This window comes from Corynebacterium sp. HMSC06G04 (genome assembly GCF_001807365.1).
Classification (GTDB): domain Bacteria; phylum Actinomycetota; class Actinomycetes; order Mycobacteriales; family Mycobacteriaceae; genus Corynebacterium; species Corynebacterium simulans.
Genome location: NZ_KV788598.1, coordinates 72,286 through 96,301 on the forward strand (window position 1 = coordinate 72,286; position 24,016 = coordinate 96,301).

General features: G+C 61.1%; 24 protein-coding genes and 1 pseudogene. 21 read left to right on the forward strand and 4 right to left on the reverse strand.

Going from position 1 to position 24,016, the window contains the following annotated elements:
- Positions 1-81: 81 nt before the first annotated feature.
- The 15 genes from hisD (at position 82) to HMPREF3158_RS02230 (ending at position 13,215) form a co-directional block, all read left to right on the forward strand.
- Positions 82-1,407 carry a histidinol dehydrogenase gene (gene hisD, locus HMPREF3158_RS02165; protein WP_070497151.1) on the forward strand — a complete coding sequence of 442 codons (1,326 nt, stop codon included), beginning with the start codon at positions 82-84 and terminating at the stop codon, positions 1,405-1,407.
- Positions 1,408-1,409: 2 nt separating this feature from the next.
- The gene (locus tag HMPREF3158_RS02170) at positions 1,410-2,519 is read left to right on the forward strand and encodes a histidinol-phosphate transaminase (protein WP_070497152.1); all 1,110 of its coding nucleotides are present in this window, start codon (positions 1,410-1,412) and stop codon (positions 2,517-2,519) included.
- On the forward strand, positions 2,519-3,121 hold the full coding sequence (gene hisB / locus HMPREF3158_RS02175) for an imidazoleglycerol-phosphate dehydratase HisB (protein WP_070497155.1): 603 nt from the start codon (positions 2,519-2,521) through the stop codon (positions 3,119-3,121). Before HMPREF3158_RS02170 ends, hisB begins: the two co-directional genes overlap by 1 nt.
- Before the next feature lie 20 nt (positions 3,122-3,141).
- Positions 3,142-3,294: a hypothetical protein gene (locus HMPREF3158_RS12855; protein WP_168161740.1), complete on the forward strand. Its 153-nt coding sequence runs from the start codon at positions 3,142-3,144 to the stop codon at positions 3,292-3,294.
- Between the two features lie 47 nt (positions 3,295-3,341).
- Positions 3,342-4,535 carry an MFS transporter gene (locus HMPREF3158_RS02180; RefSeq protein ID WP_210386619.1) on the forward strand — a complete coding sequence of 398 codons (1,194 nt, stop codon included), beginning with the start codon at positions 3,342-3,344 and terminating at the stop codon, positions 4,533-4,535.
- Between the two features lie 3 nt (positions 4,536-4,538).
- Complete coding sequence (gene hisH / locus HMPREF3158_RS02185) at positions 4,539-5,174, forward strand: imidazole glycerol phosphate synthase subunit HisH (RefSeq protein ID WP_070497159.1); 636 nt, start codon at positions 4,539-4,541, stop codon at positions 5,172-5,174.
- Between the two features lie 15 nt (positions 5,175-5,189).
- Positions 5,190-5,972 carry a bifunctional 1-(5-phosphoribosyl)-5-((5-phosphoribosylamino)methylideneamino)imidazole-4-carboxamide isomerase/phosphoribosylanthranilate isomerase PriA gene (gene priA / locus HMPREF3158_RS02190; RefSeq protein ID WP_070497161.1) on the forward strand — a complete coding sequence of 261 codons (783 nt, stop codon included), beginning with the start codon at positions 5,190-5,192 and terminating at the stop codon, positions 5,970-5,972.
- Between the two features lie 18 nt (positions 5,973-5,990).
- Complete coding sequence (locus HMPREF3158_RS02195) at positions 5,991-6,782, forward strand: inositol monophosphatase family protein (RefSeq protein ID WP_070497163.1); 792 nt, start codon at positions 5,991-5,993, stop codon at positions 6,780-6,782.
- Between the two features lie 12 nt (positions 6,783-6,794).
- Entirely contained in the window at positions 6,795-7,559 is a 765-nt protein-coding gene (hisF, locus tag HMPREF3158_RS02200) for an imidazole glycerol phosphate synthase subunit HisF (protein ID WP_070497165.1), read from the forward strand.
- Positions 7,556-7,918: a phosphoribosyl-AMP cyclohydrolase gene (gene hisI, locus HMPREF3158_RS02205; RefSeq protein WP_070497168.1), complete on the forward strand. Its 363-nt coding sequence runs from the start codon at positions 7,556-7,558 to the stop codon at positions 7,916-7,918. Before hisF ends, hisI begins: the two co-directional genes overlap by 4 nt.
- Entirely contained in the window at positions 7,919-8,551 is a 633-nt protein-coding gene (locus tag HMPREF3158_RS02210; RefSeq protein WP_070497170.1) for a TIGR02234 family membrane protein, read from the forward strand. It abuts the gene before it with no gap.
- A 69-nt stretch (positions 8,552-8,620) separates the two neighbouring features.
- Positions 8,621-9,451, forward strand: coding sequence for an indole-3-glycerol phosphate synthase TrpC (locus tag HMPREF3158_RS02215; protein ID WP_070497174.1), 831 nt, complete (start codon positions 8,621-8,623; stop codon positions 9,449-9,451).
- Between the two features lie 36 nt (positions 9,452-9,487).
- The gene (gene lgt / locus HMPREF3158_RS02220) at positions 9,488-10,384 is read left to right on the forward strand and encodes a prolipoprotein diacylglyceryl transferase (RefSeq protein ID WP_062038333.1); all 897 of its coding nucleotides are present in this window, start codon (positions 9,488-9,490) and stop codon (positions 10,382-10,384) included.
- A 168-nt stretch (positions 10,385-10,552) separates the two neighbouring features.
- Positions 10,553-11,965: a pyruvate kinase gene (gene pyk, locus HMPREF3158_RS02225; protein WP_062039444.1), complete on the forward strand. Its 1,413-nt coding sequence runs from the start codon at positions 10,553-10,555 to the stop codon at positions 11,963-11,965.
- 212 nt (positions 11,966-12,177) lie between these two features.
- A complete protein-coding gene (locus HMPREF3158_RS02230; RefSeq protein WP_141740977.1) occupies positions 12,178-13,215 on the forward strand; it encodes an HNH endonuclease signature motif containing protein in 1,038 nt (345 codons plus the stop codon).
- Positions 13,216-13,472: 257 nt separating this feature from the next.
- On the opposite strand, the gene HMPREF3158_RS02235 is transcribed toward HMPREF3158_RS02230, so the two are convergent.
- Positions 13,473-15,860 (reverse strand): glycogen/starch/alpha-glucan phosphorylase, encoded by a 2,388-nt coding sequence (locus HMPREF3158_RS02235; RefSeq protein ID WP_062038339.1) that lies wholly within the window; start codon positions 15,858-15,860, stop codon positions 13,473-13,475.
- A 77-nt stretch (positions 15,861-15,937) separates the two neighbouring features.
- Positions 15,938-17,140, reverse strand: a complete 1,203-nt coding sequence (locus HMPREF3158_RS02240; RefSeq protein WP_070497176.1) for an amidohydrolase — start codon at positions 17,138-17,140, stop codon at positions 15,938-15,940.
- A gap of 36 nt (positions 17,141-17,176) precedes the next feature.
- Here HMPREF3158_RS02240 and HMPREF3158_RS02245 point away from each other — a divergent pair, with 36 nt between their 5' ends.
- Positions 17,177-17,575, forward strand: a complete 399-nt coding sequence (locus HMPREF3158_RS02245) for a hypothetical protein (protein ID WP_070497177.1) — start codon at positions 17,177-17,179, stop codon at positions 17,573-17,575.
- On the opposite strand, the gene HMPREF3158_RS02250 is transcribed toward HMPREF3158_RS02245, so the two are convergent.
- Positions 17,541-18,662: a glycerate kinase gene (locus HMPREF3158_RS02250; RefSeq protein ID WP_070497178.1), complete on the reverse strand. Its 1,122-nt coding sequence runs from the start codon at positions 18,660-18,662 to the stop codon at positions 17,541-17,543. The two genes, HMPREF3158_RS02245 and HMPREF3158_RS02250, sit on opposite strands and share 35 nt — an antisense overlap.
- A 138-nt stretch (positions 18,663-18,800) precedes the next feature.
- Here HMPREF3158_RS02250 and gdhA point away from each other — a divergent pair.
- Positions 18,801-20,141 (forward strand): annotated as a pseudogene (gene gdhA, locus HMPREF3158_RS02255) (NADP-specific glutamate dehydrogenase).
- Between the two features lie 93 nt (positions 20,142-20,234).
- Positions 20,235-21,002, forward strand: coding sequence for a DivIVA domain-containing protein (locus HMPREF3158_RS02260; RefSeq protein WP_141740978.1), 768 nt, complete (start codon positions 20,235-20,237; stop codon positions 21,000-21,002).
- Between the two features lie 50 nt (positions 21,003-21,052).
- Here the strand turns inward: HMPREF3158_RS02260 and HMPREF3158_RS02265 are convergent, their stop codons facing one another.
- Positions 21,053-21,667: a hypothetical protein gene (locus HMPREF3158_RS02265; protein ID WP_070433276.1), complete on the reverse strand. Its 615-nt coding sequence runs from the start codon at positions 21,665-21,667 to the stop codon at positions 21,053-21,055.
- A 174-nt stretch (positions 21,668-21,841) separates the two neighbouring features.
- Between HMPREF3158_RS02265 and HMPREF3158_RS02270 the strand changes: the two genes are divergently transcribed.
- The 3 genes from HMPREF3158_RS02270 to mutM are packed head-to-tail and all read left to right on the forward strand — an operon-like array spanning position 21,842 to position 23,984.
- Positions 21,842-22,396, forward strand: a complete 555-nt coding sequence (locus HMPREF3158_RS02270; RefSeq protein WP_235591055.1) for a YceD family protein — start codon at positions 21,842-21,844, stop codon at positions 22,394-22,396.
- Positions 22,393-23,163, forward strand: a complete 771-nt coding sequence (gene rnc / locus HMPREF3158_RS02275) for a ribonuclease III (protein ID WP_070433275.1) — start codon at positions 22,393-22,395, stop codon at positions 23,161-23,163. Before HMPREF3158_RS02270 ends, rnc begins: the two co-directional genes overlap by 4 nt.
- Complete coding sequence (gene mutM / locus HMPREF3158_RS02280) at positions 23,163-23,984, forward strand: bifunctional DNA-formamidopyrimidine glycosylase/DNA-(apurinic or apyrimidinic site) lyase (protein ID WP_070497180.1); 822 nt, start codon at positions 23,163-23,165, stop codon at positions 23,982-23,984. The genes rnc and mutM overlap by 1 nt, the downstream gene beginning before the upstream one ends.
- Positions 23,985-24,016: the final 32 nt, after the last annotated feature.

A 24,016-nucleotide genomic window follows, 5' to 3' on the forward strand; every position in this document is an offset into this window, starting at 1 on the left:
CCAATTCTATTACCAAAACTCGCCCTACCGCTGGGGAATCGGCGTTAGTATATTGGTCTAGCTATAGAAAGGTCTCGGATTATGTTGCACACCATCGATCTGCGCGGAAAGACTTTAAGCCCCGCCCGCCTGCGCCGAGTCATGCCACGCGGCGGCGCTGACGTTGCGGCTTATCTGGACAAGGTAGCACCGATGGTGCATGCGGTGCGGGAAAAGGGCGCGGCTGCGGCATTGGACTATGGCGAGCAATTCGATCGTGTACGCCCGGCCGCCGTGCGCGTTTCCCAAGCCGCGCTCGCTGCAGCCGCCGCCGGGCTGGAGCCTCGGGTCCGTGCCGCTATCGAGGAATCCATCAAGCGCGTGCGCAAGGTACACGCGGAGCAGAAGCCGGCCGCGCACACCACGACGCTTGGTCCGGGAGCCACGGTGACGGAGGTCTTCCAGCCGATAGAGCGCGTGGGCCTTTATGTTCCAGGTGGCAAGGCGGTCTATCCTTCTTCGGTCATCATGAATGCCGTTCCCGCGCAAGAGGCGGGTGCTTCCAGCCTGGTGGTGGCCTCGCCGCCGCAGGAGCAGTTCGCTGATATGCCGCATCCGACAGTGCTGGCGACCTGCCACATGCTGGGCGTCGACGAGGTATGGGCCGTTGGCGGGGGACAGGCCGTAGCCTTGCTGGCCTACGGCGACGAGGAACCGGTGACGGGGGAGGCCTCCCTCGAGCCGGTGGATATTATTACTGGCCCTGGCAATATCTTCGTCACCGCAGCCAAGCGCCTGGTACGCGGCGTGGTGGGCACCGATGCGGAGGCAGGGCCCACAGAGATTGCCATCCTCGCGGATTCCACGGCAAACCCGGTTTATATTGCCTACGATCTAATCTCCCAGGCAGAACACGATCCGCTGGCGGCGAGCGTGCTCATCACTGACTCGCCGGAGCTTGCCGCGCTTGTCGACGCCGAGGTTTCCACGCGCTACCTTGTCACCCGCAACGCCGAGCGGGTGCGCGAGGCGCTGGAAGGCCAACAATCGGGAATCATTCTGGTCGATGACCTAGAGGCCGGAATCGCGGTTGCCAATGCCTATGCAGCAGAGCACCTGGAAATCCACACCAATGATGCCCGCGCTGTGGCCGAACGCATTAAGCATGCTGGCGCGATTTTCGTCGGGGAGTATGCACCGGTGCCGCTGGGGGATTATTCCGCAGGCTCCAACCACGTGCTGCCAACTTCTGGAACCGCCCGCTTTAGCGCCGGGTTATCCACCCATACTTTCCTGCGCCCAGTAAACCTCATCGAGTACGACCGAGCGGCGCTGGCAGAGATCTCTGACAACGTCATCGCCTTCGCCGCCGCCGAACAGTTGCCAGCCCATGGCGAATCCATCGCCGCCCGTTTTCAAGGAATATAGCCATGACCCAACTTTCTGATCTGCCCCTGCGTAAAGAGCTGCGCGGCAAGTCTGCCTACGGTGCGCCGCAGCTGCGCGTGGCCAACCAGCTCAACACCAACGAAAACCCTTATTCGCCTTCTGCCGCCCTCGTAGCGGATCTCGTGCGCAGCATCGAGGAGCAGGCAAGCACGCTCAATCGCTATCCAGATCGCGACGCCACCGAGCTACGCCGCGCGTTGGCCGAGTACTTAAGCGCCCAAACCGGCACCAAACTGAAAGCGGAAAACCTCTGGGCGGCAAATGGCTCCAACGAGGTTCTGCAGCAACTCCTGCAGGCCTTCGGCGGCCCAGGGCGTAAAGCCCTGGGCTTTAGCCCTAGCTACTCCATGCACCCCATCTTGTGCGCGGGCACCCACACCGAGTTCATCGATTGCCCACGCGGTGTGGATTTCCACATCGACGTGCCTCGAGCGCTGGAAGCTATAGCGCAGCACCACCCCGACATCGTGTTTATCACCACGCCGAATAATCCCACCGGCGATGTCACGCACCTTGCAGACATCGAAAAACTGGTCCAGGCCGCGCCGGGAATCATCATCGTGGACGAGGCCTACATGGAGTTTTCTTCCTCGCCCTCGGCTGCCCACTTGGTTGCGAAATATCCCACCAAGGTGGTGGTCTCGCGCACCATGTCCAAGGCCTTCGACTTCGCCGGCGGGCGCCTGGGATACTTCGTGGCCGACCCAGCCTTCATCGAGGCCGTAATGCTCGTGCGCCTTCCTTATCACCTTTCTACGCTTTCCCAGGCCGCGGCCATCGTCGCGCTGCGGCATAGCGCCGAGACACTGGAAACGGTGCACAAGCTGGCCGCGGAGCGCGAACGCGTCGTCGCAAAGCTGCAGGAACTGGGATATTTTGTGGTAGAAAGCGAGGCCAACTTCGTGTTCTTTGGCCGCTTTGCAGATCAGCACGCGGTCTGGGAGCAGTTTTTGAGTAGCGAGGTGCTGATTCGCGACGTCGGCCAGCGCGGATTTCTGCGCGCCACCATCGGGCTGCCGGCAGAAAACGATGCCTTCCTCGCGGCGGCAGCGAACCTTAGCGGTACAGTAACTGCGGAAGGAGAAAACTAATGGCAAACCGCATCGGCAAAGCGGAAAGGGTGACTAACGAGTCCCAAATCCGCGTCGAAATAAACCTCGACGGCAGCGGGGACGCAGACATTAGCAGCGGCCTGCCATTCTTCGACCACATGCTGGGCGCGATGTGCACCCACGGCAGCTTTGACCTCATGGTCCACGCCCAAGGCGATACCCACATCGATGCCCACCACACGGTGGAAGACACCGCGATTGTGTTGGGCCGCGCGCTTGCCGACGCCGCCGGCAACAAAGCTGGCATCCGCCGCTTCGGCTCGCAGCTTTTGCCCATGGATGAGACATTGGTAGAAGCAGTGGTGGATCTTTCCGGCCGCGCCTACTTCGTGATGAACGGCGAGCCGGAGCATCTACAATGGCAGATTATTGGCGGTCACTATGCCACAGTCATCAACCGCCACTTCTTCGAAACATTGGCCACACACGCGGCAATGACCTTGCACCTCAACGTGCGCTACGGGCGCGACCCGCACCACATCACCGAGGCAGAATTCAAGGCGGTAGCCCGTGCGCTGCGACAGGCCGTCGAACCGGATCCCCGAGTAAAGGGGATTCCTTCCACGAAGGGAGCTTTATAATTTCTGGAAACTTTTTGATTTTGGTCCTGTTCTTGGTGGCAGGACTTCTTTTTGGTGGTGCCTGGTCTGCTTATCAGCAAGGCTCTAAGTTCTTTACCATCGTGGCTGCTGTGCTCGGCGCGGTATCCATCGCAGCAGCGCTGGCGTGGATGTTTGGTGTGATGGGCCAGTGAGCAACGCGAAGCAGTCCATCTGGAAGGTCCCGGGCTATACCGCCACGATGATTGCCGTTGCGGCGGCCTTTGGTGCGTGGTCCATTCTGCTGCCGGTGGTCCCGCTGGCGGTGCTTGACTCGGGCGGCTCGGCAACCCTGGCAGGCGCCTCGACCGGCGCTTTCATGGCTGCCACGGTTATCACCCAGACTTTGACCCCGCGCATGTTGCGTACCTTTGGCTACCGTCCCGTCATGGCGGCGGCCGCGCTGCTGCTCGGCGTTCCGGCCTTCGGCCACTTGCTTGGTAACGCCGCCGTTGTCGTGCTTGCCTTTTCCGCCCTGCGCGGGATTGGCTTCGGCGCGTTGACAGTTTCGGAAAGCGCGCTGATCGCAGAAATCGCCCCCTCGCGGCTGCTGGGCAAGGCCACCGGCATGATCGGCGTCTTTGTCGGATTCGCCCAGATGGTCTTCTTGCCGGCCGGCATTGCGATGGGGCAGGCTTGGGGCTTTGAAACCGCGTACATCACCGCTGGCATCATCGGCATCATTGGCTTCGTGATGTGTTTGCGTGTGCCATCGCTAAAGGCGGCGTCGTCAAGCGTGGCGAATCGTGAGACCGGAGCCGTCGCGCCGATGTGGAAACTCTTCGCCGTGCCGGCCCTAGCTCTTACCACCTTCTCTATGAGCTACGGCGTGGTCTCCACGTTCATCGCCCCCGCGGCGCGAGAACTGGACCCAGCCACCGGCGCGGCCGTCGGCGGCCTGCTGCTTTCCTTAGTGGGTGCTGCGACGATGGTGATGCGTTACTTCGCAGGCACGGTGGCAGACCGCCTTGGCAAACCCGGCACTTTGTATATCCCGGCCCAGCTCGCGGCCGCCGGTGGCGTGGCGTTGATTGCCTTCACGCTCGCGCAAGGGTGGTCGCTGTGGCTGCTGGTTTGTGGCGCCGTAATTTTCGGCGGTGCCTTTGGCATCGCGCAGAACGAGGCACTGCTGGCGATGTTCGACCGCGCGCCTCGCGAAAAGATTTCCGAGGCCTCTGCGGTGTGGAATATTTTCTACGACGCAGGCACCGGCTTGGGCTCCACGGTGCTGGGCGCGTTGGTCGCCAGCACCGGCTATAGCGGCGCGTTTGGTGCGGGCGCTGCGATTATCGCGGGCGGGCTGTTGCTGACCGTCAGCGATACGCTGCTGGGACGTACCCGCGTTAGCGAGACACACGATATTAAGACCCGTTTGCGAAGGTTGCGTAAGGTATAGCCCATGACAGGCAAGAATGTTGTTGTGCTGGACTATGGTGCCGGCAATCTGCGTTCGGCGCAGCGCGCGCTTGAACACGCAGGCGCGCAGGTCACCGTCACTGCGGATCCCCAGGTGGCCGTAGCTGCCGACGGCCTCGTGGTCCCCGGAGTCGGCGCCTTCGCCGCGTGCATGGAGGGGCTGAAAAAGGCCCAGGGCCCGCGGATCATCGGCCAGCGTTTGGCCGGTGGCAGGCCGGTGTTGGGGATCTGCGTGGGTATGCAAGTGCTTTTCGACGCCGGCTTCGAGCACGGCATTGCCACCGATGGTTGCGGGGAGTGGCCTGGCCGGGTGGAAAAGCTGCAGGCTGACGTGCTTCCGCATATGGGCTGGAATACCGTGGAATTTGCTGCAGACTCGGCGATGTTCGCGGGGATTTCCCCGGAAGAGCGCTTCTATTTCGTGCACTCCTATGCGGCCCGCCGCTGGGAGCTGGAAACCGAAATCACCGAGCCGCCGCGGGTGGCCTGGGCTGAGCACGGCGGGGACCGTTTCGTGGCGGCCGTGGAAAATGGCGCGCTGTGGGCCACCCAGTTCCACCCGGAGAAGTCCGGCGAGGTAGGGACGCAGTTGTTGCGCAACTGGATTAATACGCTTTAAGTAGGATTTGAAACCATGACCTTTACTTTGTTGCCGGCCGTCGACGTCGTTGACGGCCAGGCTGTGCGACTCGACCAAGGCGCGGCCGGAACCGAAAAGAACTATGGCACCCCGCGCGAGGCTGCGCTCAAGTGGCAGGAGCAGGGGGCTTTATGGCTGCACTTTGTCGACCTCGATGCGGCTTTTGGCCGCGGTTCCAATCACGCGCTGATGGCGGAGATCACCGCGGAGCTTTTGATGCAGGTGGAACTGAGCGGCGGAATTCGCGACGATGAGTCTTTGGAGCGTGCGCTTGCCACCGGCGCGCGGCGGGTCAACATCGGCACCGCGGCGCTGGAGAATCCGGAGTGGGTCGAGGAAATGCTGGAAAAGCACGGCGACAAAATTGCCGTGGACTTGGCGGTGCAGCTAGAAGAAGGCGAGTGGCGCTGCCGCGGCAACGGCTGGGTATCGGATGGCGGAGACCTCTGGGAGGTACTCGAGCGTCTCGATGCGGCAGGCTGCCAGCGCTTCGTGGTCACCGACGTCACCAAAGACGGCACCCTCGAAGGGCCCAACGTGGAGCTGTTGCGTGAGGTTGCTGCGGCTACTGAGGCTAAGATTACGGCCTCGGGCGGCATCTCTAGCCTGGACGATCTTCGCGAGCTGGCGCTGTATGAAAACGAGGGCATCGATTCCGCGATTGTCGGGAAAGCGCTCTATGAGCAGCGTTTTAGCCTCGAAGAAGCAATCGCGGCGGTGGCGGAGGTAGAGCCGCTGCCGGAAGAAGATTACATCGACCCCATTGACACTTATTAAAGCGAGGAGCGCCAATTCATGACTCAACCGCGTGAGCTCGTGGCTTTTGCCGAGGCGGCCGTTGACCAAGTAAGCGAACTATTCCGCGCCGGCCTCGGCGCGCCGCCTGCCCATTTCAAGGGCGAGGGCGATTTTGCCACGGAAGTGGACCTGCAGATCGAGGCGCAGCTGCGCCAGCAGCTCACCCAGCTCACAGGCATTCCGGTTTATGGCGAGGAGTCTGCCTCGCCCTCCGGCGTGTTTGCGTCCGAGGAGACCATGTGGGTGGTCGATCCCATCGACGGCACCGCGAACTATTCCGCGGGCAACCCGCTGTGTGGCGTTCTGGTCAGCCTCATCCATGACTCGCGCCCCGTAGTTGCGGTGGCGGACTTCCCGCTGCTCGTGCGCCGCGTGGTGGCTGCCGAGGGCATGGGCCTGCGCTCGGTTGGCGGACCTGCCACCGGCTTTGGCGGCGGTGCGGATTCTCTCGGTTTTGACGAAGGCCGCGGGCACGTCGGCTGCTCTTCGCACCTGCCCACGGATATCTTCCACGAGCTGCGCGAGACCGGGCTGCGCCCACGCATGACCGGCTCCGTGGGGGTTGATTCGGCTTTCGTGGCGCAGGGCGTCTTCGACGGCGTGGTGAACTTCTCGCCGCATCCGTGGGACAACGCTGCGGGCGCTCTGCTCATCAAGGCCGCTGGCGGCATCGCGACCGACCCCGAAGGCAACGACTGGGCTCCGGGCGCCCGCGGTCTGGTCGCCGGCACCCCTCAAGTGCACGCCACGATTCTCGACATCGTGGCCCGCCACAGCCAAAAGTCTTAAAAGGAGGATGCCATGGCCTTGGCTGTGCGTGTTATCCCTTGCCTCGATGTGGACAACGGCCGCGTGGTCAAGGGCATAAACTTTGAAAACCTGCGCGATGCCGGCGACCCAGTAGAGTTGGCCGCCCGCTACGACCAACTCGGTGCCGATGAACTGACCTTCCTCGACGTCAGCGCCTCGAAAGAAGGCCGGGGCACCATGCTCGAGGTGGTGCGACGTACCGCAGACCAGGTCTTTATCCCACTGACCGTGGGCGGCGGCGTGCGTTCCATCGACGACGCCCGAAAGCTGCTGCGCGCCGGCGCCGATAAAGTAGCCGTCAACTCCGCGGCGATTTCCCGCCCAGAGCTGCTGTGCGAGCTTGCCCAGGTCTTCGGCTCCCAATGCATCGTCTTATCCGTCGACGCCCGGAGAGCCCCACACATGCCTTCCGGCTTCGAGGTCACCACCCACGGCGGCACGCGCTCTGCTGAACTCGACGCCATCGAATGGGCGGCCCGCGGCGCGGAGCTGGGCGTCGGCGAGATTCTGCTGAACTCCATGGACGGCGACGGCACCAAGGCAGGTTTCGACGTCGAGCTCATCGAGAAGGTGCGTGCTGCGGTGTCTATCCCCGTCATCGCCTCCGGTGGAGCGGGCAAGGCAGCCGACTTCCCACCGGCTATTGCGGCTGGCGCCGACGCCGTCCTCGCGGCCTCCATCTTCCACTTCGGCGAGGTGGAAATCGCCGAGGTGAAGGATGCCCTCGCGGCGGCCTCCTACGAGGTACGCAAGTGAGTAGCCCAGCAGACTTCGAGCTAGACCCGGGCGTCGCTAAGCTGCTCAAGCGCAACGCCGACGGCCTGGTTCCCGCCATCGCCCAGTCCGAGCAAGGTGAGGTGTTGATGTTGGCATGGATGGATGACCACGCACTCGCGCACACCTTGGCCACGCGCAAGGGCACCTATTATTCGCGTTCCCGGCAAGACTATTGGATAAAAGGCCAGACCTCGGGGCATATCCAAGAAGTACTGGGGGTGCGGCTGGATTGCGATGGCGACACCATCCTGATTACAGTTCGCCAAGAAGGCGCGGCCTGCCATACCGGAGACCGCACTTGTTTCGATTCTCATGACCTTTTGGGAGGCGCATTTTAGATGGCACGCCGTCTTGGCCCACTTTTAATTGCTGCAGGCGCAATCCTGCTGTGGCTTTCATCCCGCATGACGTGGGCTACCGCTGCCGTAGAAGACGATAAGTCCGGAACCAGCACCGTCGACATGGTGGGTTCCTTCTGGTCCCTCGAACTAATCGCGCTGACCCTTGTGCTTTTGGCCGGTTCCGTCGCCGTGGCGGCCCTGCGTCGCACCGCCCGCCGCATCGTGGCCGTCATTTGCGCGCTGGCCGCAGCCGCCGTGGCGTGGAGTCCAGTCTCCCTGCTGACCTACGGCGCCGACGCCGCTCGCGCCCAAGAACTCCTGCGCGCCGGCTCCTCCGACGAGAATGCCGTCAACGGTGCGCATATCTCGGAGTGGGCCACCGTCATCATCACCGAGGCCGCAAAGGCTGGCCCCATTCTTGCCATCTTCGGCGCAGCGTGCGCGCTGTTTGGGGCGATGCTGCTGGTGCGCAAACCGGGCGTCGACAAGCCCCGCTCGACCAAGTACGAAAGCCCGGCCGCGCGCCAGGAACGCATCGCCGAGGAACTGGAGACCACCACCGATTCCGGTCGCGTGATGTGGGATGCGCTCGATGCCGACATTGACCCCACGGACGTAAAACGCCCCTGAATTTCTATTTCGCGGGCCATCGCGATAGCCTAAGTGTGATCTCAAACGCCCCTGTGGAGGGAGGTGCTGATGTCCACTCCGATCGCCGTAGACCACCTGATAGCAGGTGTGCTTGACGACGTCGCCGTGCGCGAAGCCCGCGTCTCCTTCCAAGACATCAAAGCGCGCTCGCGTTCCATGAGCGAGCCACGCGACGTCCGTGCTGCGCTGTTGCGCCAGGGCTGCTCCGTGATTACCGAAATCAAACGCGCCGTGCCTTATGCCGGCGAAATCGCACACCTGGCCTCACCGGAGTCGGTGGCGCAGATGGCCGCGCAGCTAGCTGCCACGGGGGTCCACCTGATGGCCTGCCAGACCGACAGGCGGCGCTTCCACGGTTCTTTGGAGGATATGCGTCAGGCCCGCGCGGCGATCGATATCCCGATGATTTGCCGCGACATCATCGTGGACCCGTACCAGATCCACGAGGCGCGCTGCTATGGCGCGGATGCGGTGCCGCTGCAGGTGGAGATCTTGGAGCAAGCGCGGTTGGAGGCGCTGCTCGATCGCATTGAATCGCTGGGAATGACCGCAATTTTAGAGGTGCGCACCTGTGATGAAGTCGACCGCGCCATCAAGGCCGGTGGCAGCGTGGTGGCCATTAACGCATGGTCGGTGGCCTCGGATGCCATCAACCGCGAGGCCTTCTCCGAGATTGTGCCGGGGCTGCCGGAATCCATCGTGCGCATCGCAATCGGCGGTGTGAATTCGCCACGTAACGTGTTGAGATATGCCTCTCAGGGCGCCGATGCGGTGCTGGTAGGAGAGGCCATCATGGCGGCCCAAGACCCCGCCGCCGCGGCGCGTTCCTTGGTCGCTGCTGGCCAGCACCCGGCGTGCCCTTCGCGGAAGTCTCTTTAGTGGCTTTGTCCAGCCGGATAAGGCAAACTGTCTAGCGTGCAAATTCTGGCAAACATCCCGTCCCCGCCCCAGGGCGTGTGGCATTTAGGTCCGTTTCCGCTGCGTGCTTACGCACTTTGTATCATCGTCGGCATTCTGGTGGCGATGTGGATGACGCAGCGCCGCTACGTTGCGCGTGGCGGCAATTCCGATGTCGTGTGGGATGCGGCCATCGTTATCATCCCGGCGGGCATCGTCGGCGGGCGCTTGTATCACGTGATTACGGATCACCAGAAGTATTTCTGTGCCGACTGTAACCCGGCCGATGCCTTGAAAATCACCAACGGCGGCCTCGGTATTTGGGGCGCGGTGGCGCTCGGTGTGTTCGCGATTTGGGTGATGTTCAAGATTAAAAAGGTGCCCATGGCGCCGTTTGCCGACGCCGTCGCTCCCGGCCTCATTCTTGCCCAAGCCATCGGGCGGCTCGGCAACTGGTTTAACCAGGAGCTCTACGGCCGGCCCACCGACGTCCCGTGGGCACTGGATATTTACTACCGCATCAACGAGGCAGGGGAGTATGCGCCGGTATCGGGCCGCTCAACTGGGGAAGTAATAACGTCCGTGCACCCGACCTTCCTCTACGAGCTGGTCTGGAATGTTGCCGTGTGTTTGTTCCTGCTGTGGGCGCAAAAGGCGTGGAAGCTGGGGCACGGCCGCGTGTTTGCGCTCTATGTGGCGGGGTATACGCTGGGCCGTTTCTTCGTTGAGAATATGCGCTCGGATGAGGCCACGATGGTCTTCGGCCTGCGTATCAACGTCATTGTTTCAGTAGTGCTTTTCATCGTGGCGCTGGTGGTATTTTTCAAGCTTCCGCGCGGGCAGGAGACTCCCGATGAGGTAGATCCTGCGCGTAACGGGCCGAAAGCGCTCGATGAGTCGCAGGAATCACACTAAGCAGCGTACGTTGCCCATTCATGCCCGCTTTCATGCGGGCATTTCTGGTTTTTGGTGAGATTTTCTGTGGATTTGCGGGTTTATGTTGGCTTTGGCAGTGGCCGTTGCCAGCGAACGCGGGTAGGTTGGGTTTCGTTAGCATTCCCGATGTGAATAGGGCTTTTAATGTTGGATAGAAGAACCAAAATCGTTTGTACCTTAGGTCCCGCTGTGGCAAGCAAGGACGGAATCCTGCGCCTCGTGCAAGAGGGCATGGACGTCGCTCGCCTTAACATGTCCCACGGCGAGCACACCGACCACGAAGCCAATTATCGCTGGGTACGTGAGGCTACCGATGAAACTGGCCGCGCCGTCGGCATCCTAGCCGACCTGCAGGGGCCGAAAATCCGCCTGGGTCGCTTCATCAACGGCGAGGAGATGTGGGCAGATGGTGAAATCGTTCGCATCACCGTCGACGACGTCGAAGGCACCCACGACCGCGTTTCCACCACCTACAAGAACCTCGCGAAGGATGCGAAGGCCGGCGACCGACTGCTTATCGACGACGGCAAGGTCGCCGTGGTCTGTAAAGAAGTAGATGGCAACGACGTCGTCTGTGAGGTCACTGAAGGTGGCCCCGTATCCAACAACAAAGGTGTTTCCCTGCCCGGCATGGATATCTCCGTGCCGGCTCTATCCGAAAAGGACATCGCCGACCTGCGCTTCGCTTTGCAGCTCGGCGTCGATATGATCGCGCTGTCCTTCGTACGCTCGCCAGCCGACGTCGACTTGGTCCACGCCATCATGGACGAAGAGGGCCGCCGCGTGCCGGTCATCGCGAAGCTGGAGAAGCCGGAGGCGGTCGATGCTCTGGAGTCCATCGTCCTTGCTTTCGACGCCATCATGATTGCCCGTGGTGACCTGGGCGTCGAGGTACCGCTCGAGCAGGTGCCGCTGTTCCAGAAGCGCGCCATCCAAATCGCGCGTGAAAACGCTAAGCCGGTCATCGTGGCAACCCAGATGCTGGATTCCATGATCAGCAACCTGCGCCCGACCCGCGCGGAAGCATCGGATGTGGCCAATGCCGTGCTCGATGGCGCCGACGCCGTCATGCTCTCAGGCGAGACCTCCGTGGGCATCGACCCGCAGAACGTCGTGCGCACCATGTCTCGTATCGTGCAGAATGCCGAGTCCGATGGCCAGGTGCCGCCGCTTTCGCACGTTCCACGCACCAAGCGCGGCGTGGTGTCCTACTCAGCGCGCGACATCGCGGAGCGCCTGAATGCGAAGGCAATCGTTGCCTTCACCACCTCCGGCGATACCGCAAAGCGCGTGGCGCGTTTGCACTCCAAGCTGCCACTGCTGGCGTTTACCCCGTTCCCGGAGGTGCGCTCGCAGCTGGCCCTGACCTGGGGTGCGCAGACCTTCCTGAGTGATGCCGTGGACTCCACCGACGACATGATGGCTACCATCGACCGCTCGCTGCTGGCCATGGATAGTTACAAGGAAGGCGACCTTATCGTCGTTATCGCTGGCACCCCGCCGGGAATTGCGGGCAACACCAACATGATTCAGTGCCACATGTTGGGTGGAAGCCGCTAACCGAGCTCCTTGAGCGCGCTTCGCCGGCGCTCGAAAAGTGCTGGCCCGTCAGCGCTGTGGCCTTGCTGCTTTTGCGCAGGGAGGCCTCTTTTTGTGGATAACTTTGTGGCCGCGTCATCGGAAAGCGCGTTTTAGTCCCCTTTTGGCGAAGTTATCCACAGACGAAGAATTGATGCTTGTGGCGGTTCGTGGGTGCTTTTAGCGTGAAAGGCATGAACCTTCAGACGTATTTGCAAGCACGGGCGCGCGGCGTGGATCTTCTCGCCGAGGCGGCCGCGTTAAGCAAGTCTGAAATCATGGCTTTAGGCGCAAGCCCCGATGACGCCGATCACCTCATCCGCCTCGCCGAGCCTTATTTTGGCAAGACGCCGTATACCCGCAAACAGGCTCGTGCGCTCGCCGGAGCGCGGCGCCGTGGTCATGGATTGAGCGTGCTGGCCCGGATCGAAAAATATGTCGCGCGGGTGCGCAACCGCCATCACGCGTGGGACCTAAGAGTCGAGTTGTGCCACGCGCCAGCCAATAACGTGGACGGACTCGCGCGCGCTCGGTTACGCGAGATCCTCACTCCGCCGCAGCCCCAGCCTCAGGTATCGCATACCCGGTACTCCAACGGCCTGGGCGCAATCCGTATCACCGATAAGGCGATGACCATCGAGGACTTTCGCGCCATCATTTCGCATGCGGACGGCGCCCTTGAGGGTTTTCGCGCGTTGGTGGCCGGAAAGGCGAGCGGAGGGGCCGTTAAAGTGTCGACCTCGGCGATTGTTTACCTTGACCAACTCGACCGCATCGTAAACGGTGAGGGTGAGGAGGTCACCATTGAGCTGAGCAACGGCGCGGTGGTCTCTGGCGCGCAGTATATTCAGCGCGCGCTGGCCCAGCATGGGGAGGCCGTCCTCGTGCATCCGCTGGCTGGGCCGGTCGATGCTTTCCGAACTCAGCGCATCGCAAACGATAAACAGCGTGCCATACTCAAAGCGAAGTTCCGCGAGTGCGTGTGGCCGGGATGTTCCGTGCCTTTCGACGACTGCCAAATCCACCACATCGAAGCGTGGAACCACGGCGGGCACACCAACCTACAAAATTTGGTGCCACTTTGCGCCTATCACAACGGGCTCAACCAGGACGATCCACTAGGGCCCGCGCATCGCGGTCGCATCACGCTTATCGACGGCCATCTTGCCTGGCTTTCACCCAAAACCGGCAGGCCGTTGTTTCTAAAACACAACCTCCGCCCGCCACCCTAGGTTTGCGCCGGGCCGGCTCTATCGCCGCGACCCGGTCTCGCAGTCTCGTCACCGCCAATCCCGCAGACGCCGACGCTGGCCCGACCGCCCCCTGCCGGACGCTCGTGCAAACGGAGTCACGGGTTGCACGGCGTGGGTGTCAGTAGCGGCGGTTGAGTGGCGGCGATTGAGTGGCAGCGGTTGAGTGGCGGGGCCGCGTAGGGCGGGGAAAGCCGAAAAAGGCGCTAGGTGAAATGCCTAGCGCCTACTGGTCGTGGTTACTTATTAATTGGGGTGGGGTTGAGCTTCCAGACTTCGGCGGCGTAATCGGCAATCGTACGATCAGAGGAGAAGCGGCCGGACAAGCAGATATTCAGCCAGGCTTTCTTGGCCCAGTCGAGTGGGGCGTCGACGTAGTCTTGCGCCATGCGGTCGCGGGTCTTCCGGTAAGAGTCGAAGTCACCGAGGACGTAGTAGGTGTCTTGGGCGTGGATACCCTGGCCGTCGAGAAGCGAGGAGCGCAAGTCGCCGAACACACCGGAGTTCTCGTGGCCTAAAGTGCCATTGTTGAGGGCATCCAGAACACGCTTCAAACCCGAAACGGATTCGTAGAGCTCGCCAGGATTATAAGACTCTCGTAGCGCTGGCAACTCCTCGTTGGAAGCGCCGAAGATATACGCGTTGTCCTCGCCGACTGCCTCCACGATTTCAACGTTTGCCCCGTCCATCGTTCCCAAGGTGAGCGCGCCATTCATCATGAACTTCATGTTCGAGGTGCCGGATGCTTCCTTACCCGCCACCGAAATCTGCTCCGAGATGTCGGCGGCCGGGATGATGTGCTCGGCAGGGGAGACGTTGTAATTTTCCACGAACACAACGCGAATGACATCGCGGGTGTCCTCGTCGTTGTTGACCAGCTCAGCGATGGAGTTGATGAGCTTGATGATCTCCTTAGCACGGACATAGCCCGGGGCGGCCTTCGCACCAAAGATGAAGGTACGCTTCGGCACGGACTCGCCGTCTTCCTTGATACGGAAATACAAGTCCAGGATATAAAGCGCATTCAACAGCTGACGCTTGTACTCGTGCAGGCGCTTGATCTGCACGTCGAAGATAGAATCCGGGTCGACTTCCGCGCCGTGATGCTGCATGATCCACTCTGCGAAGTCGACTTTGTTTTTGTGCTTTACCTCCATGAGCTTGCGCAGAACCTTCTTGTTCTCAGAAAGCTGGGTAAGCGAGGCAAGTGAGTTAAGGTCGGTGACCCACTCATCAGAACCGGACTGCTTGGTCAGAAGCTTCGCCAGGCGCGGGTTACACATCTTCAGCCACCGGCGAGGCGTGACACCGTTGGTCTTGTTGTTGAATTTCTCCGGCCACAATTCATGCCACTCGCAGAGCGTGTCGGCCTTGATGATTTCCGTATGCAGGGCGGCGACGCCGTTGATAGAAAACGCCGCGTAGCAGGCAATCCACGCCATGTGCACCTGCCCGTTGGACACCGGCGCCATGTACTCGATGCGCTGGGAATCGACGCCTCGAGCTTCCATATCCAGCCGGAAACGACGGTCGATTTCTTCCACCAACTGCCAGATGCGCCAAAACAGCTTCTGGAAGATAGACACTTCCCAGCTCTCCAGCGCCTCGGCGAGAACGGTGTGGTTGGTATAAGCAAAAGTCTCTGTGACAACCTGCCAGGCATCGTCCCAGGACAAGCCGTGGTCGTCGAGAAGCAGGCGCAAAAGCTCTGGAATCGCCAGCACCGGGTGTGTGTCGTTGAGCTGGATGCAGTTGTACTTCGCGAATCCGCGCAGGTCGTCGCCGTGGTGGGCGATGTAGTTATCGATCATCTGCTGCAGCGAAGCAGAAACGAAGAAGTACTGCTGGCGCACGCGCAGCACCTTGCCCTCGTAGGTCGTGTCGTTGGGGTAGAGCACTCGGCAGATGTCCATGACGCGCTCGCGCTCGACGATGGCGTCGGTAAACCGCTGTGAGTTGAACGCATCGTAGTCAAATTCGTCGATGGGTTCGGACTTCCACAGGCGCAGGGTGCCGACGTTGTCGGTGCCGTAGCCGGTAATAGGCATGTCATAGGGAATCGCACGGACGTCCATGTCATCGAAGTGCACACGACGCTGATCGGAAGCACGGCGAATGACAAACTCGTAACCGTTTTCCATCCATGCGTCAGGCTGCTCCTTTTGGTGCCCATTTTCAAAGGATTGGCGGAACAAGCCGTAGCGGTAGAGCAGGCCGTAGCCGGTGACTGGGTAGTCCTGCGTGACCGCCGAATCGAGGAAGCAAGCAGCGAGTCGGCCTAGGCCACCATTGCCGAGGGCGGCGTCGTGCTCGGCCTCGAGGACGTCGGAAAGCTCGCGGCCGGCTGCCTTCGCTGCGGCCTTGGCTTCGTCGACCAAGTCCAGATTGGTGAGGTTATTAAGCAGCGCGCGGCCTTGTAGGAACTCAGCGGAAAAGTAGTGCTGCTGGCGGGTCGCAGAGTAGGCAGCGCGGGTGGCTTCCCAATTGTCAGCGATTTCGGCTACGACAGCAGAAGATAAGCCGGACCAGAATTTGCGCTGGCTGGCAGCAGAAGGGCTAACCCCGGCAGCGGAGCGCACGTGTGCGGGGACAGTGGACTGAAAAGCAGAGTGCTTGGGCTGGCTCATTTATTTCCTATCGGGTTCTTTAAGAGAATGGAAAATACCGTGTGCCAGCTTATCCGGCCTTGAGCGCAAGCGCTTGCTTAATTTGCGAGGTAGGCCAGCACCGCTGCTGTGGCGGCTTGGGTACTCGACGCCACGGTGGGTTCATAATCGGGTAGGAATGTCGCTTGGTGGTTGACGGGTGGGTTATCTGCCAGTTCCGCGGGCGTCGAGCCAATAAACCAGAAATAATACGGCACACCCCAAGCTTGGGGCAGGTAACAAAAGTCCTCGGAGGCCGTCGAAGGTTCGGCAGTACCCGAGGCTGCGCCGAAGGCGGCGTCGAAGACTGCGCGCACGGTTTCGTGGGCGCCAGGATCGTTGTCGGTGACTTCGCCGTGAGCAAAGTACTCGAATTCTGGCGGCTTTGGGGCGCCGGAGGCTTCGCATTCCGCGCGCACCATTCGCTCGAGGGAGGCATACACACGCTTGGCGACGTCCGGTTTGTAATAACGGGTATTCAACACCAGCTCGGCGGTCTCAGGAATGATGTTGTTTTTATCGCCTGAATGCAGCTCCCCTACAGAAATGACAAAGAAGTCATGCGGTGCCACCTCGCGTCCAACGATGGCTTGCAAACGCGTGATGACCATGGCGGCGATATAGGTCGGGTCAACGGCTGCGTGCGGCATCGAGGCATGTGCCGAGCGTCCGTGAATGGTGATGCGCAGGGAGTCGCAACCGGCCATGATTGCTCCGGGGCGGGACAGAACATCGCCTGCTTTGCCGGGCATAACGTGTTGGCCGAGGCAGATGTCGGGTTTCGGGACGCGGGTAGTAAGCGAATCGGCCAGCATATATTTTGCTCCCATGGAAGATTCTTCTGCTGGCTGGAAAAGAGCGAGGAAGGTGCCGGACCAGGCGTCGCGGTGGGCGTCGAGAAGCGCGCAGGCTCCCAGCAGCGCTGTAGTGTGCATGTCGTGGCCGCAAACATGCATGTTGCCGTTGCGGGAGGCGTATGCAACTGCCGTTTCCTCTTGCACGGGCAGCCCGTCGAAGTCAGCGCGGAAAAGAGCGGTGGGGCCGGGACCGTTGCGGAAGATGGCCACAGCTCCGAAGCCGCCGATGGGCTGGACAATCTCGCAGTCGAAAGCGCGCAGGCGCTCAAGGATTCGACCGGCGGTGCGCTCTTCTTCGTGGGAGAGCTCAGGGTGAGCGTGAAGGTCCTCGTAGAATTCGCGCTGCCAGCTAAGGTCTACGCGGCAGTCTTTCAAGAGGTTTGCGATTTTGGTGGAATCTGCCATAGCTAATCTTCTTTTCGTTAGGGTAGGGTTACCTACATGCCAATTATTCAGTTTGATGTTCTTGTGCCGGATGCCCAGGCCGAGCGAGTGGCGGAGGTCTTTAGCACCGCCACCGAAAAGCTGGTTGCAAATGAAACGCTGGCCGCTGCCCGCGTAACCCGCGAGGAAAATCCCACCTTGCCGGCCGGCTTGGAGGAGCAGTTGCGCCAAACCTACCGCGACGAGCACTTCGACCGCGAACTAGAAGATGCCAACGTTTATCGCTACAACATTGAGGTCGACGGCGTGAAGGGATCCGTGAACCAGCTGACGATGGTGCTCGCGCGACTTCTCACCCCGCACGCGGTGTTGCCGAAGGACCACGTGCTTTTGGAAGATGAGGTCACGCACGAGCGGCCGGCTATTTTTCCGTGGTCTGTACAGGCGCAACCTTAGCTGCCAGCGCGTGGGCGGCGGCGCGCAATTGCTCCACGACGTCGCCTTTCGCGGCGCCTTGCGCATTGTCGAGCTCGACTCCTACGGCGCCGTGGGGAAGCGGCGATGCGATGGAGCCTGCGATGACGCCGACTGGCGTTTCGCCGGCTAGCTCGGCGACGGTACCGACAACTTTGCCGGTGAGGGATTGCTCATCAAAGCGGCCCTCGCCGGTGACAACGAGGTCTGCCTCGGCGAGTTTCGCCGACAGGCCGATTTTTTCTGCCACATACGCGCCGCCGGGGACTACTTCGAAGTGTTCTTCGCTTCCCCAGAGCGTTTGCGAAAGCCAGCGCAAAGCGATGGGGATGCCGCCTGCGGCGCCAAAGGATTCGGCGTTTTCGTCGGTGCCGGTTACTTCGCAGAGGCGAAGAAGAGCGCCCGCGAGCAGCGCGATGTGTTCTCCCTCGACGCCTTTTTGTGGGCCGTATATGGTAGCGGCCTGGATAGGCACGGCTCGGGTATCGGCGAGCAGGGTGTAGTTAAGGGCACCGGCCTTGATGTTGAGTTGGGCGGTGTCGATGTTGTCGAGGCGAACGAGGGGAGCACCGCCCTTGGGTAGCGCGTAGCCGCGCTCGTCGTGTGCCGCAGCACCAAGTGCGGCGAGGATGCCCATTCCGCCGTCGATGGTCGCGCTGCCGCCAAGACATAAAACGATGTGCTTAGCGCCGCGGGCTTCGGCGTCCGCGATGAGCACTCCGGTGCCGTAGGAATCCGAGTGCAGTGGGTCGAGGTCATTGGCGACGGCGGGCAGCCCGGTGGCGGAGGCGACGTCGATTAGCGCATGCTCGCCGGCCAGGAAGTAGCTGGCTTCGGTCAGCCGCCCGCGGGCGTCGGTAGTGGGCAGTGTAATCGTTTGCACCTCGACGCCGGAAAGGCTGGCGGCGGTGGCGAGGATTTCGGAGGTGCCTTCGCCGCCGTCGGCCATGGGGCAGGTGGTGATGGTGGCGTCGGGAAGGGCCTCGCGCAGACCGCCAGCGATGGCTGCCGCGGCCTGCATTGCGCTTGCTGTCCCTTTGAAAGAGTCCGGTGCGACGATGATATGCATGCCGAAAAGTATAGGTGGCCACTAATTCGTGGGCGGTTTTACCTCGCGGATACTTGCACTTTTGGTCACACGATAGAAAACTGTTTGGTGTCCTGTAAACCACCGATTCGGCACCCTCGCCGGCGAAAGGCGCACCAGATGCACATCGAAAAGCAAATTTCCAACTACTACGACATGCTTTTAAAGCGAAACGCCGGCGAGCCCGAGTTTCACCAAGCCCTCTCCGAGGTACTGGATTCGCTGAAGATTGTCCTGAACAAGGATCCGCACTACGCCGACTACGGCCTGGTCGAGCGCCTATGCGAACCCGAGCGCCAGCTCATCTTCCGCGTTCCCTGGACCGATGATCGTGGAAACGTTTGCGTCAACCGCGGTTTCCGTGTGTAATTCAATTCCGCACTGGGCCCGTACAAAGGCGGGCTGCGTTTCCATCCTTCGGTGAACCTGGGCATCATCAAGTTCTTGGGCTTTGAGCAGATTTTTAAAAACTCGCTGACCGGCCTGCCCATCGGTGGCGGTAAGGGCGGTTCTGATTTCGACCCGAAGGGTAAGTCGGATGCGGAAATCATGCGCTTTTGTCAGTCCTTTATGACGGAATTGCACCGCTACATCGGTGAATATCAGGATGTTCCGGCAGGCGATATCGGTGTTGGCGGGCGCGAGATTGGTTACCTGTTCGGCCAGTTCCGCAGGCTGGAAAACCGCCACGAGTCTGGCGTGCTGACAGGCAAGGGGCTGTCCTGGGGCGGCTCCCTGGTGCGCACCGAGGCCACCGGCTACGGCTTGGTCTATCTCACCGCAGAGATGATGAAGGCCCACGGCGAGTCCTTTAGCGGAGCAAAGGTCATTGTCTCTGGTTCCGGAAACGTGGCGATTTACGCGGCCGAGAAGGTCCAACAGTTGGGCGGCACCGTCGTAGCGATGTCTGACTCCGCGGGGTATGTCGAAACCCCAAACGGCGTTGACTTCGAGCTGCTGAAAGATGTCAAGGAGATTCGCCGCGAGCGCATTAGCGTATATGCCCAGGAGGCAGGCGTGAAATATGACGAGGGCGGCAATATCTGGGCCACGCCTGCCGACGTTGCGTTGCCGTGCGCTACTCAAAACGAGCTCGACGTCGACGCCGCGCGGCTGCTGGCAGAAAATGGCGTGCGCTACGTCGCCGAGGGAGCAAATATGCCGTGTACTGCAGAAGCGACGCACTTCTTCGTGGGCTCGCAGGTTAAATTCGCGCCGGGCAAAGCCGCGAATGCCGGCGGCGTGGCCACCTCTGCGCTGGAGATGCAGCAAAATGCATCGCGCGATTCGTGGTCTTTTGACTACACCGACAAACGATTGCACGAAATCATGTCGAAGATCTTCAAAAACATCGACCGCACCGCGCGGGAGTATGACATGGAAGGCGATTATGTCGCGGGCGCGAATATCGCGGGCTTTAAGAAGGTGGCTGATGCGATGTTGGCGCAGGGCGTCGTATAGCGCTGCTTAAAGCCTGAAGTCGAACTTTAGATTTTTATTGCAAGTGCCGCGTGGGAAACGTGTGAAAAAAGTTTCTTTGGTTACTCTGAGCGCATGTACCGCGTATTTGAGTCCCTAGATGAACTTGTTCGCAATCTGGAGCAGGCCTACTCCGTTCCCATGACAGCCAACTGCATGGTCCCGCGCCACGAGATGCTCGCGCTTCTCGACGACCTCCGTAACGCCCTGCCCGTCGAAATGGACGATGCGCAGGATGTCCTAGATAAGCAGGACGAAATCTTGGCTGGCGCGGAGGAACGCGCTGCGCAGATTGTCGCGGATGCAAACGCGCAGTCTGACGAGATTATGGCGCGTGCGCAGGAAGACTCTGACGCCATGCTTTCCGACGCCCAGCAGCGCTCGACCGCCATGGTCGCCCAGGCGGAAGACGATGCCAGCGCCATGATCGAAAGCGCGCGTGCCGATGCGGACCGCACCATCGCGCAGGGCAATCAGGAATACGAGCGCAGCGTCGCCGCAGGCCAGGCGGAGCAGGAACGCTTGGTCTCTGAGTCCGAGGTGGTCCGCCGCTCGAACGATGAGGCGCAGCGCATTGTGGAGACCGCCCACACCGAGTCGAATCGTTTGCGCACCGAGTGCGATGAGTTTGTCGATTCCAAGCTCGGCGAGTTTGAAAGCTCTCTTTCCGGCCTGCTGCGTACCGTGAACTCTGACCGTCAAGCGCTGCGCCGCGGCGCGGGCGTGCGTTCCCGCATAAGCGATCCGCGCGCAGATGTGCGCAGCGAGCGCGGCGAGTACCGTGCCGACCGGGGCGAGCGCGGCGAGTACCGCGCCGAAAGCTCCGAGCGCTACGAACGCTAAGACCTATAGCGCGGATGCGTCAAGCACCGAGAGCTTCCGGCACCCGGGCGCTAGCGCGGCGATTGCACACTCTGTTTGCATAGGGTTTGCATAGCTCGGCTGCGGCGCGGAGACGATGGTCCTTGCTGGTGGCCAGACGGTTTGTCGTACACCGTCTGTTCATCAGCTGGGGCCATCGTCTTTGTGGCAACGGCAATCGCCGCTGATACCGCAGCGGGAAAACCGAACACGCCCCACATCAATGCAAACGTTTCCATAGGCGTACCCGCGATGAGGCGCACAGAAAATAGCGCCTCCACCAAATATTGCCCTGCGACAACGCTCAAAATTCCGCCGAGTGCCGTAGCAACGGACATGAGAACGCCCGATAGCCCTTCGCGCGCATTCCAGGCCAGCCACGCGGTGCCAAGGCCTAGGAGCGCGGAGGCGACAATCATCGTGATGTCGAAGGGCAGCGGAAGCGCCACGAAAGCACCAAGCACAAACCCCAAACCCAGACCGCGATAGGCCAGGGAGTGCAGTGCCATCCCCGGCCGCAGGCGGCTGCGGCGGTATCGCAGATATGCGATTGCGCCAAGCGCTACCACCGGCAGCACGCAAAGCAGAGAAAACGCCCATCCAAGCTGGGCTAATTCGCTGTTTGGTGCAGTGGTGCCGTAATTCATAGTCCCCAGACTAAGGCCCCCTAAGCCATTGGGAAACCACCTGCCTTTAGTGCATAAGACCTTGTGCGGTGCAGTTCAGGCAACACCCAGATAGCGGGCAAAAGGCGGCGTCGGCAAGCGTGGGCAAAGCTCTGCTAAAAGGATGGCGCCGCACAATGTAGGCTAAGAGACGTTATGGCAGATGTATTGGAATCACCGCTGAAATTTAACGTGGCCGAGCTCTTGCGTGGCCAGGGTGCTGCCGCAATGCCGGAGCAGCGCGTGCAGAAGGGCCCTGCGCCCGAACGTATCGGTGTCGAGATGATCGCCGTTGCAAAAGGCGACGAGATTACGGTCGACGCTACCTTGACACCGCTGGGATCGGGCGTGCTTGTCGACGCCACGGTTACCGGCACTCTCACCGGCGAATGCGCTCGTTGTTTGCGCCCGCTGCAGCCGCAGCTGGATCTGCAGGTCTCGCAGGTTTTTGCTGCAGACGAGTCTTTCATCAGCGGCGACGAACTCGATGATGAGGATGCAGGCTCTGGCGATGAAGTTCCTGAGGTCGTAGACGACGAAATCGATTTACTGCAGACTGTCATCGATGAAGCTGGCCTGAGCTTGCCTTTCGCGCCGGTGTGCGAGGAAGGCTGCGACATAGAGATGCCGGAGGGTGTTTCCACCGGAGTCTCTGGGGAAGAGGAAGACAAAGTCGATATCCGTTGGTCTGGACTGGAGAAGTTCCTGTGAGCAAGAAGAAGAAGCTGACCGGCGAGGAAGCCCTCAAGCAGGCCTATAGCGCCGTCGATCATGGCCCGTTGCTGCAGGCATTGGGCATCGACCTGGCCGATGAAAACTTGCGTCTGGCGCTGACCCACCGCTCTTTTGCCAACGAAAACGGGTACTTGCCCAACAACGAACGCCTCGAGTTTCTAGGCGACGCTGTCCTTGGCCTGTCCGTGGCTTCGAAGCTCTACGAGCAGTATCCTTCGCGTCCGGAATCGGATATTTCGAAGATGCGCGCTTCCATCGTCTCGCGATACGGGCTTTCCGATATCGCTCGCGAGATTGAGCTGGGCCAACATATCCTGCTGGGCAAGGGCGAGCAGTCCACCGGCGGCCGTGACAAAGATTCGATTCTGGCGGATACCACCGAGGCCATCTTCGGCGCGATTTATCGCCAGCACGGCTTTGAGGTCGCGCGCGATGTCATTCTGCGCCTGTTCCAGAAGAAGATCGACAACGCTGTCGTCTCCGGCCGCCACATGGACTGGAAGACCAACCTGCAGGAGCTGTGCGCCGAGCTGAAGGCCCCGATGCCGGTCTATACCGCTACCTCTACCGGCCCAGAGCACGACCAGACCTTCACCGCGGTGGCTACCGTCGCGGGCCTGACCGTGGGCAACGGCGTTGGCCACAACAAGAAGCTGGCCGAGCAGCAGGCGGCGCAAGAGGCGTGCGATACTCTGCGCGAAACTCCGCTTTTGGTCCAGGGCACCGCTAATCGCGAGAATTAATGCCTGAACTTCCAGAAGTCGAGTCCGTCCGCCGCGGGCTCGAGGCCTATCTTCCCGGCCGCCGCTTCGAGTCCGTGAAAGTCTTGCACCCGCGGGCCAACCGCGGCCAGGATGGCCCCTTGGAACAGCTCCTAGCCGGCCGCGAAATCGCGAGTGTGGCACGGCGCGGCAAGTTCATGTGGCTGGAATTCGCCGACGAAGACCTCACGGATCCCGGCCGCGATGTGCTTTTCGTACATCTCGGCATGTCCGGCCAAATGCGGGTGGGGGAGACGGACTCGAAACATGTACGCATCGCGGCGTCGTTAAGCGGCGGCGTCCAGCTGAACTTCGTGGACCAGCGCACCTTTGGATATTGGTTGCTGGCCCCATGGACGAAGATTGCGCACATCGCGCGGGACCCGCTGGAGTCGGACTTTGACCTTGTTGCCACTGCGCGGCGGCTGCGGGGGAAGAAAACGGCGGTGAAGACGGCGTTGCTGGATCAGACTGTGGTCTCGGGAATCGGTAATATTTATGCCGACGAGGCGCTCTGGCTAGCCCGCATACAGCCCCAAAAGAAGGCCTCCACGCTGCGCCAACGCGACGCAGTTGCGCTTGTCGACGCCGCCGCGACCGTCATGCGCGCTGCCCTTAAAGTCGGCGGCACTAGCTTCGATGCGCTTTATGTCAATGTCAATGGTGAGTCGGGTTATTTCGACCGCTCTTTGCATGCCTACGGCCGCGGCGATGAGCCGTGCGATAGGTGTGCGACGCCGCTAAAAAGGGTGGTTGTGGGCGGCAGATCTACCCACTATTGCCCCCGCTGCCAAACCTATTAATGGATCGATAGGGGATATATAGCGTTTAATAT

Coding starts and splice junctions, on each gene's coding strand:
- hisD (WP_070497151.1), top strand. CDS start 82: ATGTTGCACACCATCGATCTGCGCGGAAAGACTTTAAGCCCCGCCCGC.
- HMPREF3158_RS02170 (WP_070497152.1), top strand. CDS start 1,410: ATGACCCAACTTTCTGATCTGCCCCTGCGTAAAGAGCTGCGCGGCAAG.
- hisB (WP_070497155.1), top strand. CDS start 2,519: ATGGCAAACCGCATCGGCAAAGCGGAAAGGGTGACTAACGAGTCCCAA.
- HMPREF3158_RS02180 (WP_210386619.1), top strand. CDS start 3,342: ATGATTGCCGTTGCGGCGGCCTTTGGTGCGTGGTCCATTCTGCTGCCG.
- hisH (WP_070497159.1), top strand. CDS start 4,539: ATGACAGGCAAGAATGTTGTTGTGCTGGACTATGGTGCCGGCAATCTG.
- priA (WP_070497161.1), top strand. CDS start 5,190: ATGACCTTTACTTTGTTGCCGGCCGTCGACGTCGTTGACGGCCAGGCT.
- HMPREF3158_RS02195 (WP_070497163.1), top strand. CDS start 5,991: ATGACTCAACCGCGTGAGCTCGTGGCTTTTGCCGAGGCGGCCGTTGAC.
- hisF (WP_070497165.1), top strand. CDS start 6,795: ATGGCCTTGGCTGTGCGTGTTATCCCTTGCCTCGATGTGGACAACGGC.
- HMPREF3158_RS02210 (WP_070497170.1), top strand. CDS start 7,919: ATGGCACGCCGTCTTGGCCCACTTTTAATTGCTGCAGGCGCAATCCTG.
- HMPREF3158_RS02215 (WP_070497174.1), top strand. CDS start 8,621: ATGTCCACTCCGATCGCCGTAGACCACCTGATAGCAGGTGTGCTTGAC.
- HMPREF3158_RS02230 (WP_141740977.1), top strand. CDS start 12,178: ATGAACCTTCAGACGTATTTGCAAGCACGGGCGCGCGGCGTGGATCTT.
- HMPREF3158_RS02235 (WP_062038339.1), bottom strand. CDS start 15,860: ATGAGCCAGCCCAAGCACTCTGCTTTTCAGTCCACTGTCCCCGCACAC.
- HMPREF3158_RS02240 (WP_070497176.1), bottom strand. CDS start 17,140: ATGGCAGATTCCACCAAAATCGCAAACCTCTTGAAAGACTGCCGCGTA.
- HMPREF3158_RS02245 (WP_070497177.1), top strand. CDS start 17,177: ATGCCAATTATTCAGTTTGATGTTCTTGTGCCGGATGCCCAGGCCGAG.
- HMPREF3158_RS02250 (WP_070497178.1), bottom strand. CDS start 18,662: ATGCATATCATCGTCGCACCGGACTCTTTCAAAGGGACAGCAAGCGCA.
- HMPREF3158_RS02260 (WP_141740978.1), top strand. CDS start 20,235: ATGTACCGCGTATTTGAGTCCCTAGATGAACTTGTTCGCAATCTGGAG.
- HMPREF3158_RS02265 (WP_070433276.1), bottom strand. CDS start 21,667: ATGAATTACGGCACCACTGCACCAAACAGCGAATTAGCCCAGCTTGGA.
- HMPREF3158_RS02270 (WP_235591055.1), top strand. CDS start 21,842: ATGGCAGATGTATTGGAATCACCGCTGAAATTTAACGTGGCCGAGCTC.
- mutM (WP_070497180.1), top strand. CDS start 23,163: ATGCCTGAACTTCCAGAAGTCGAGTCCGTCCGCCGCGGGCTCGAGGCC.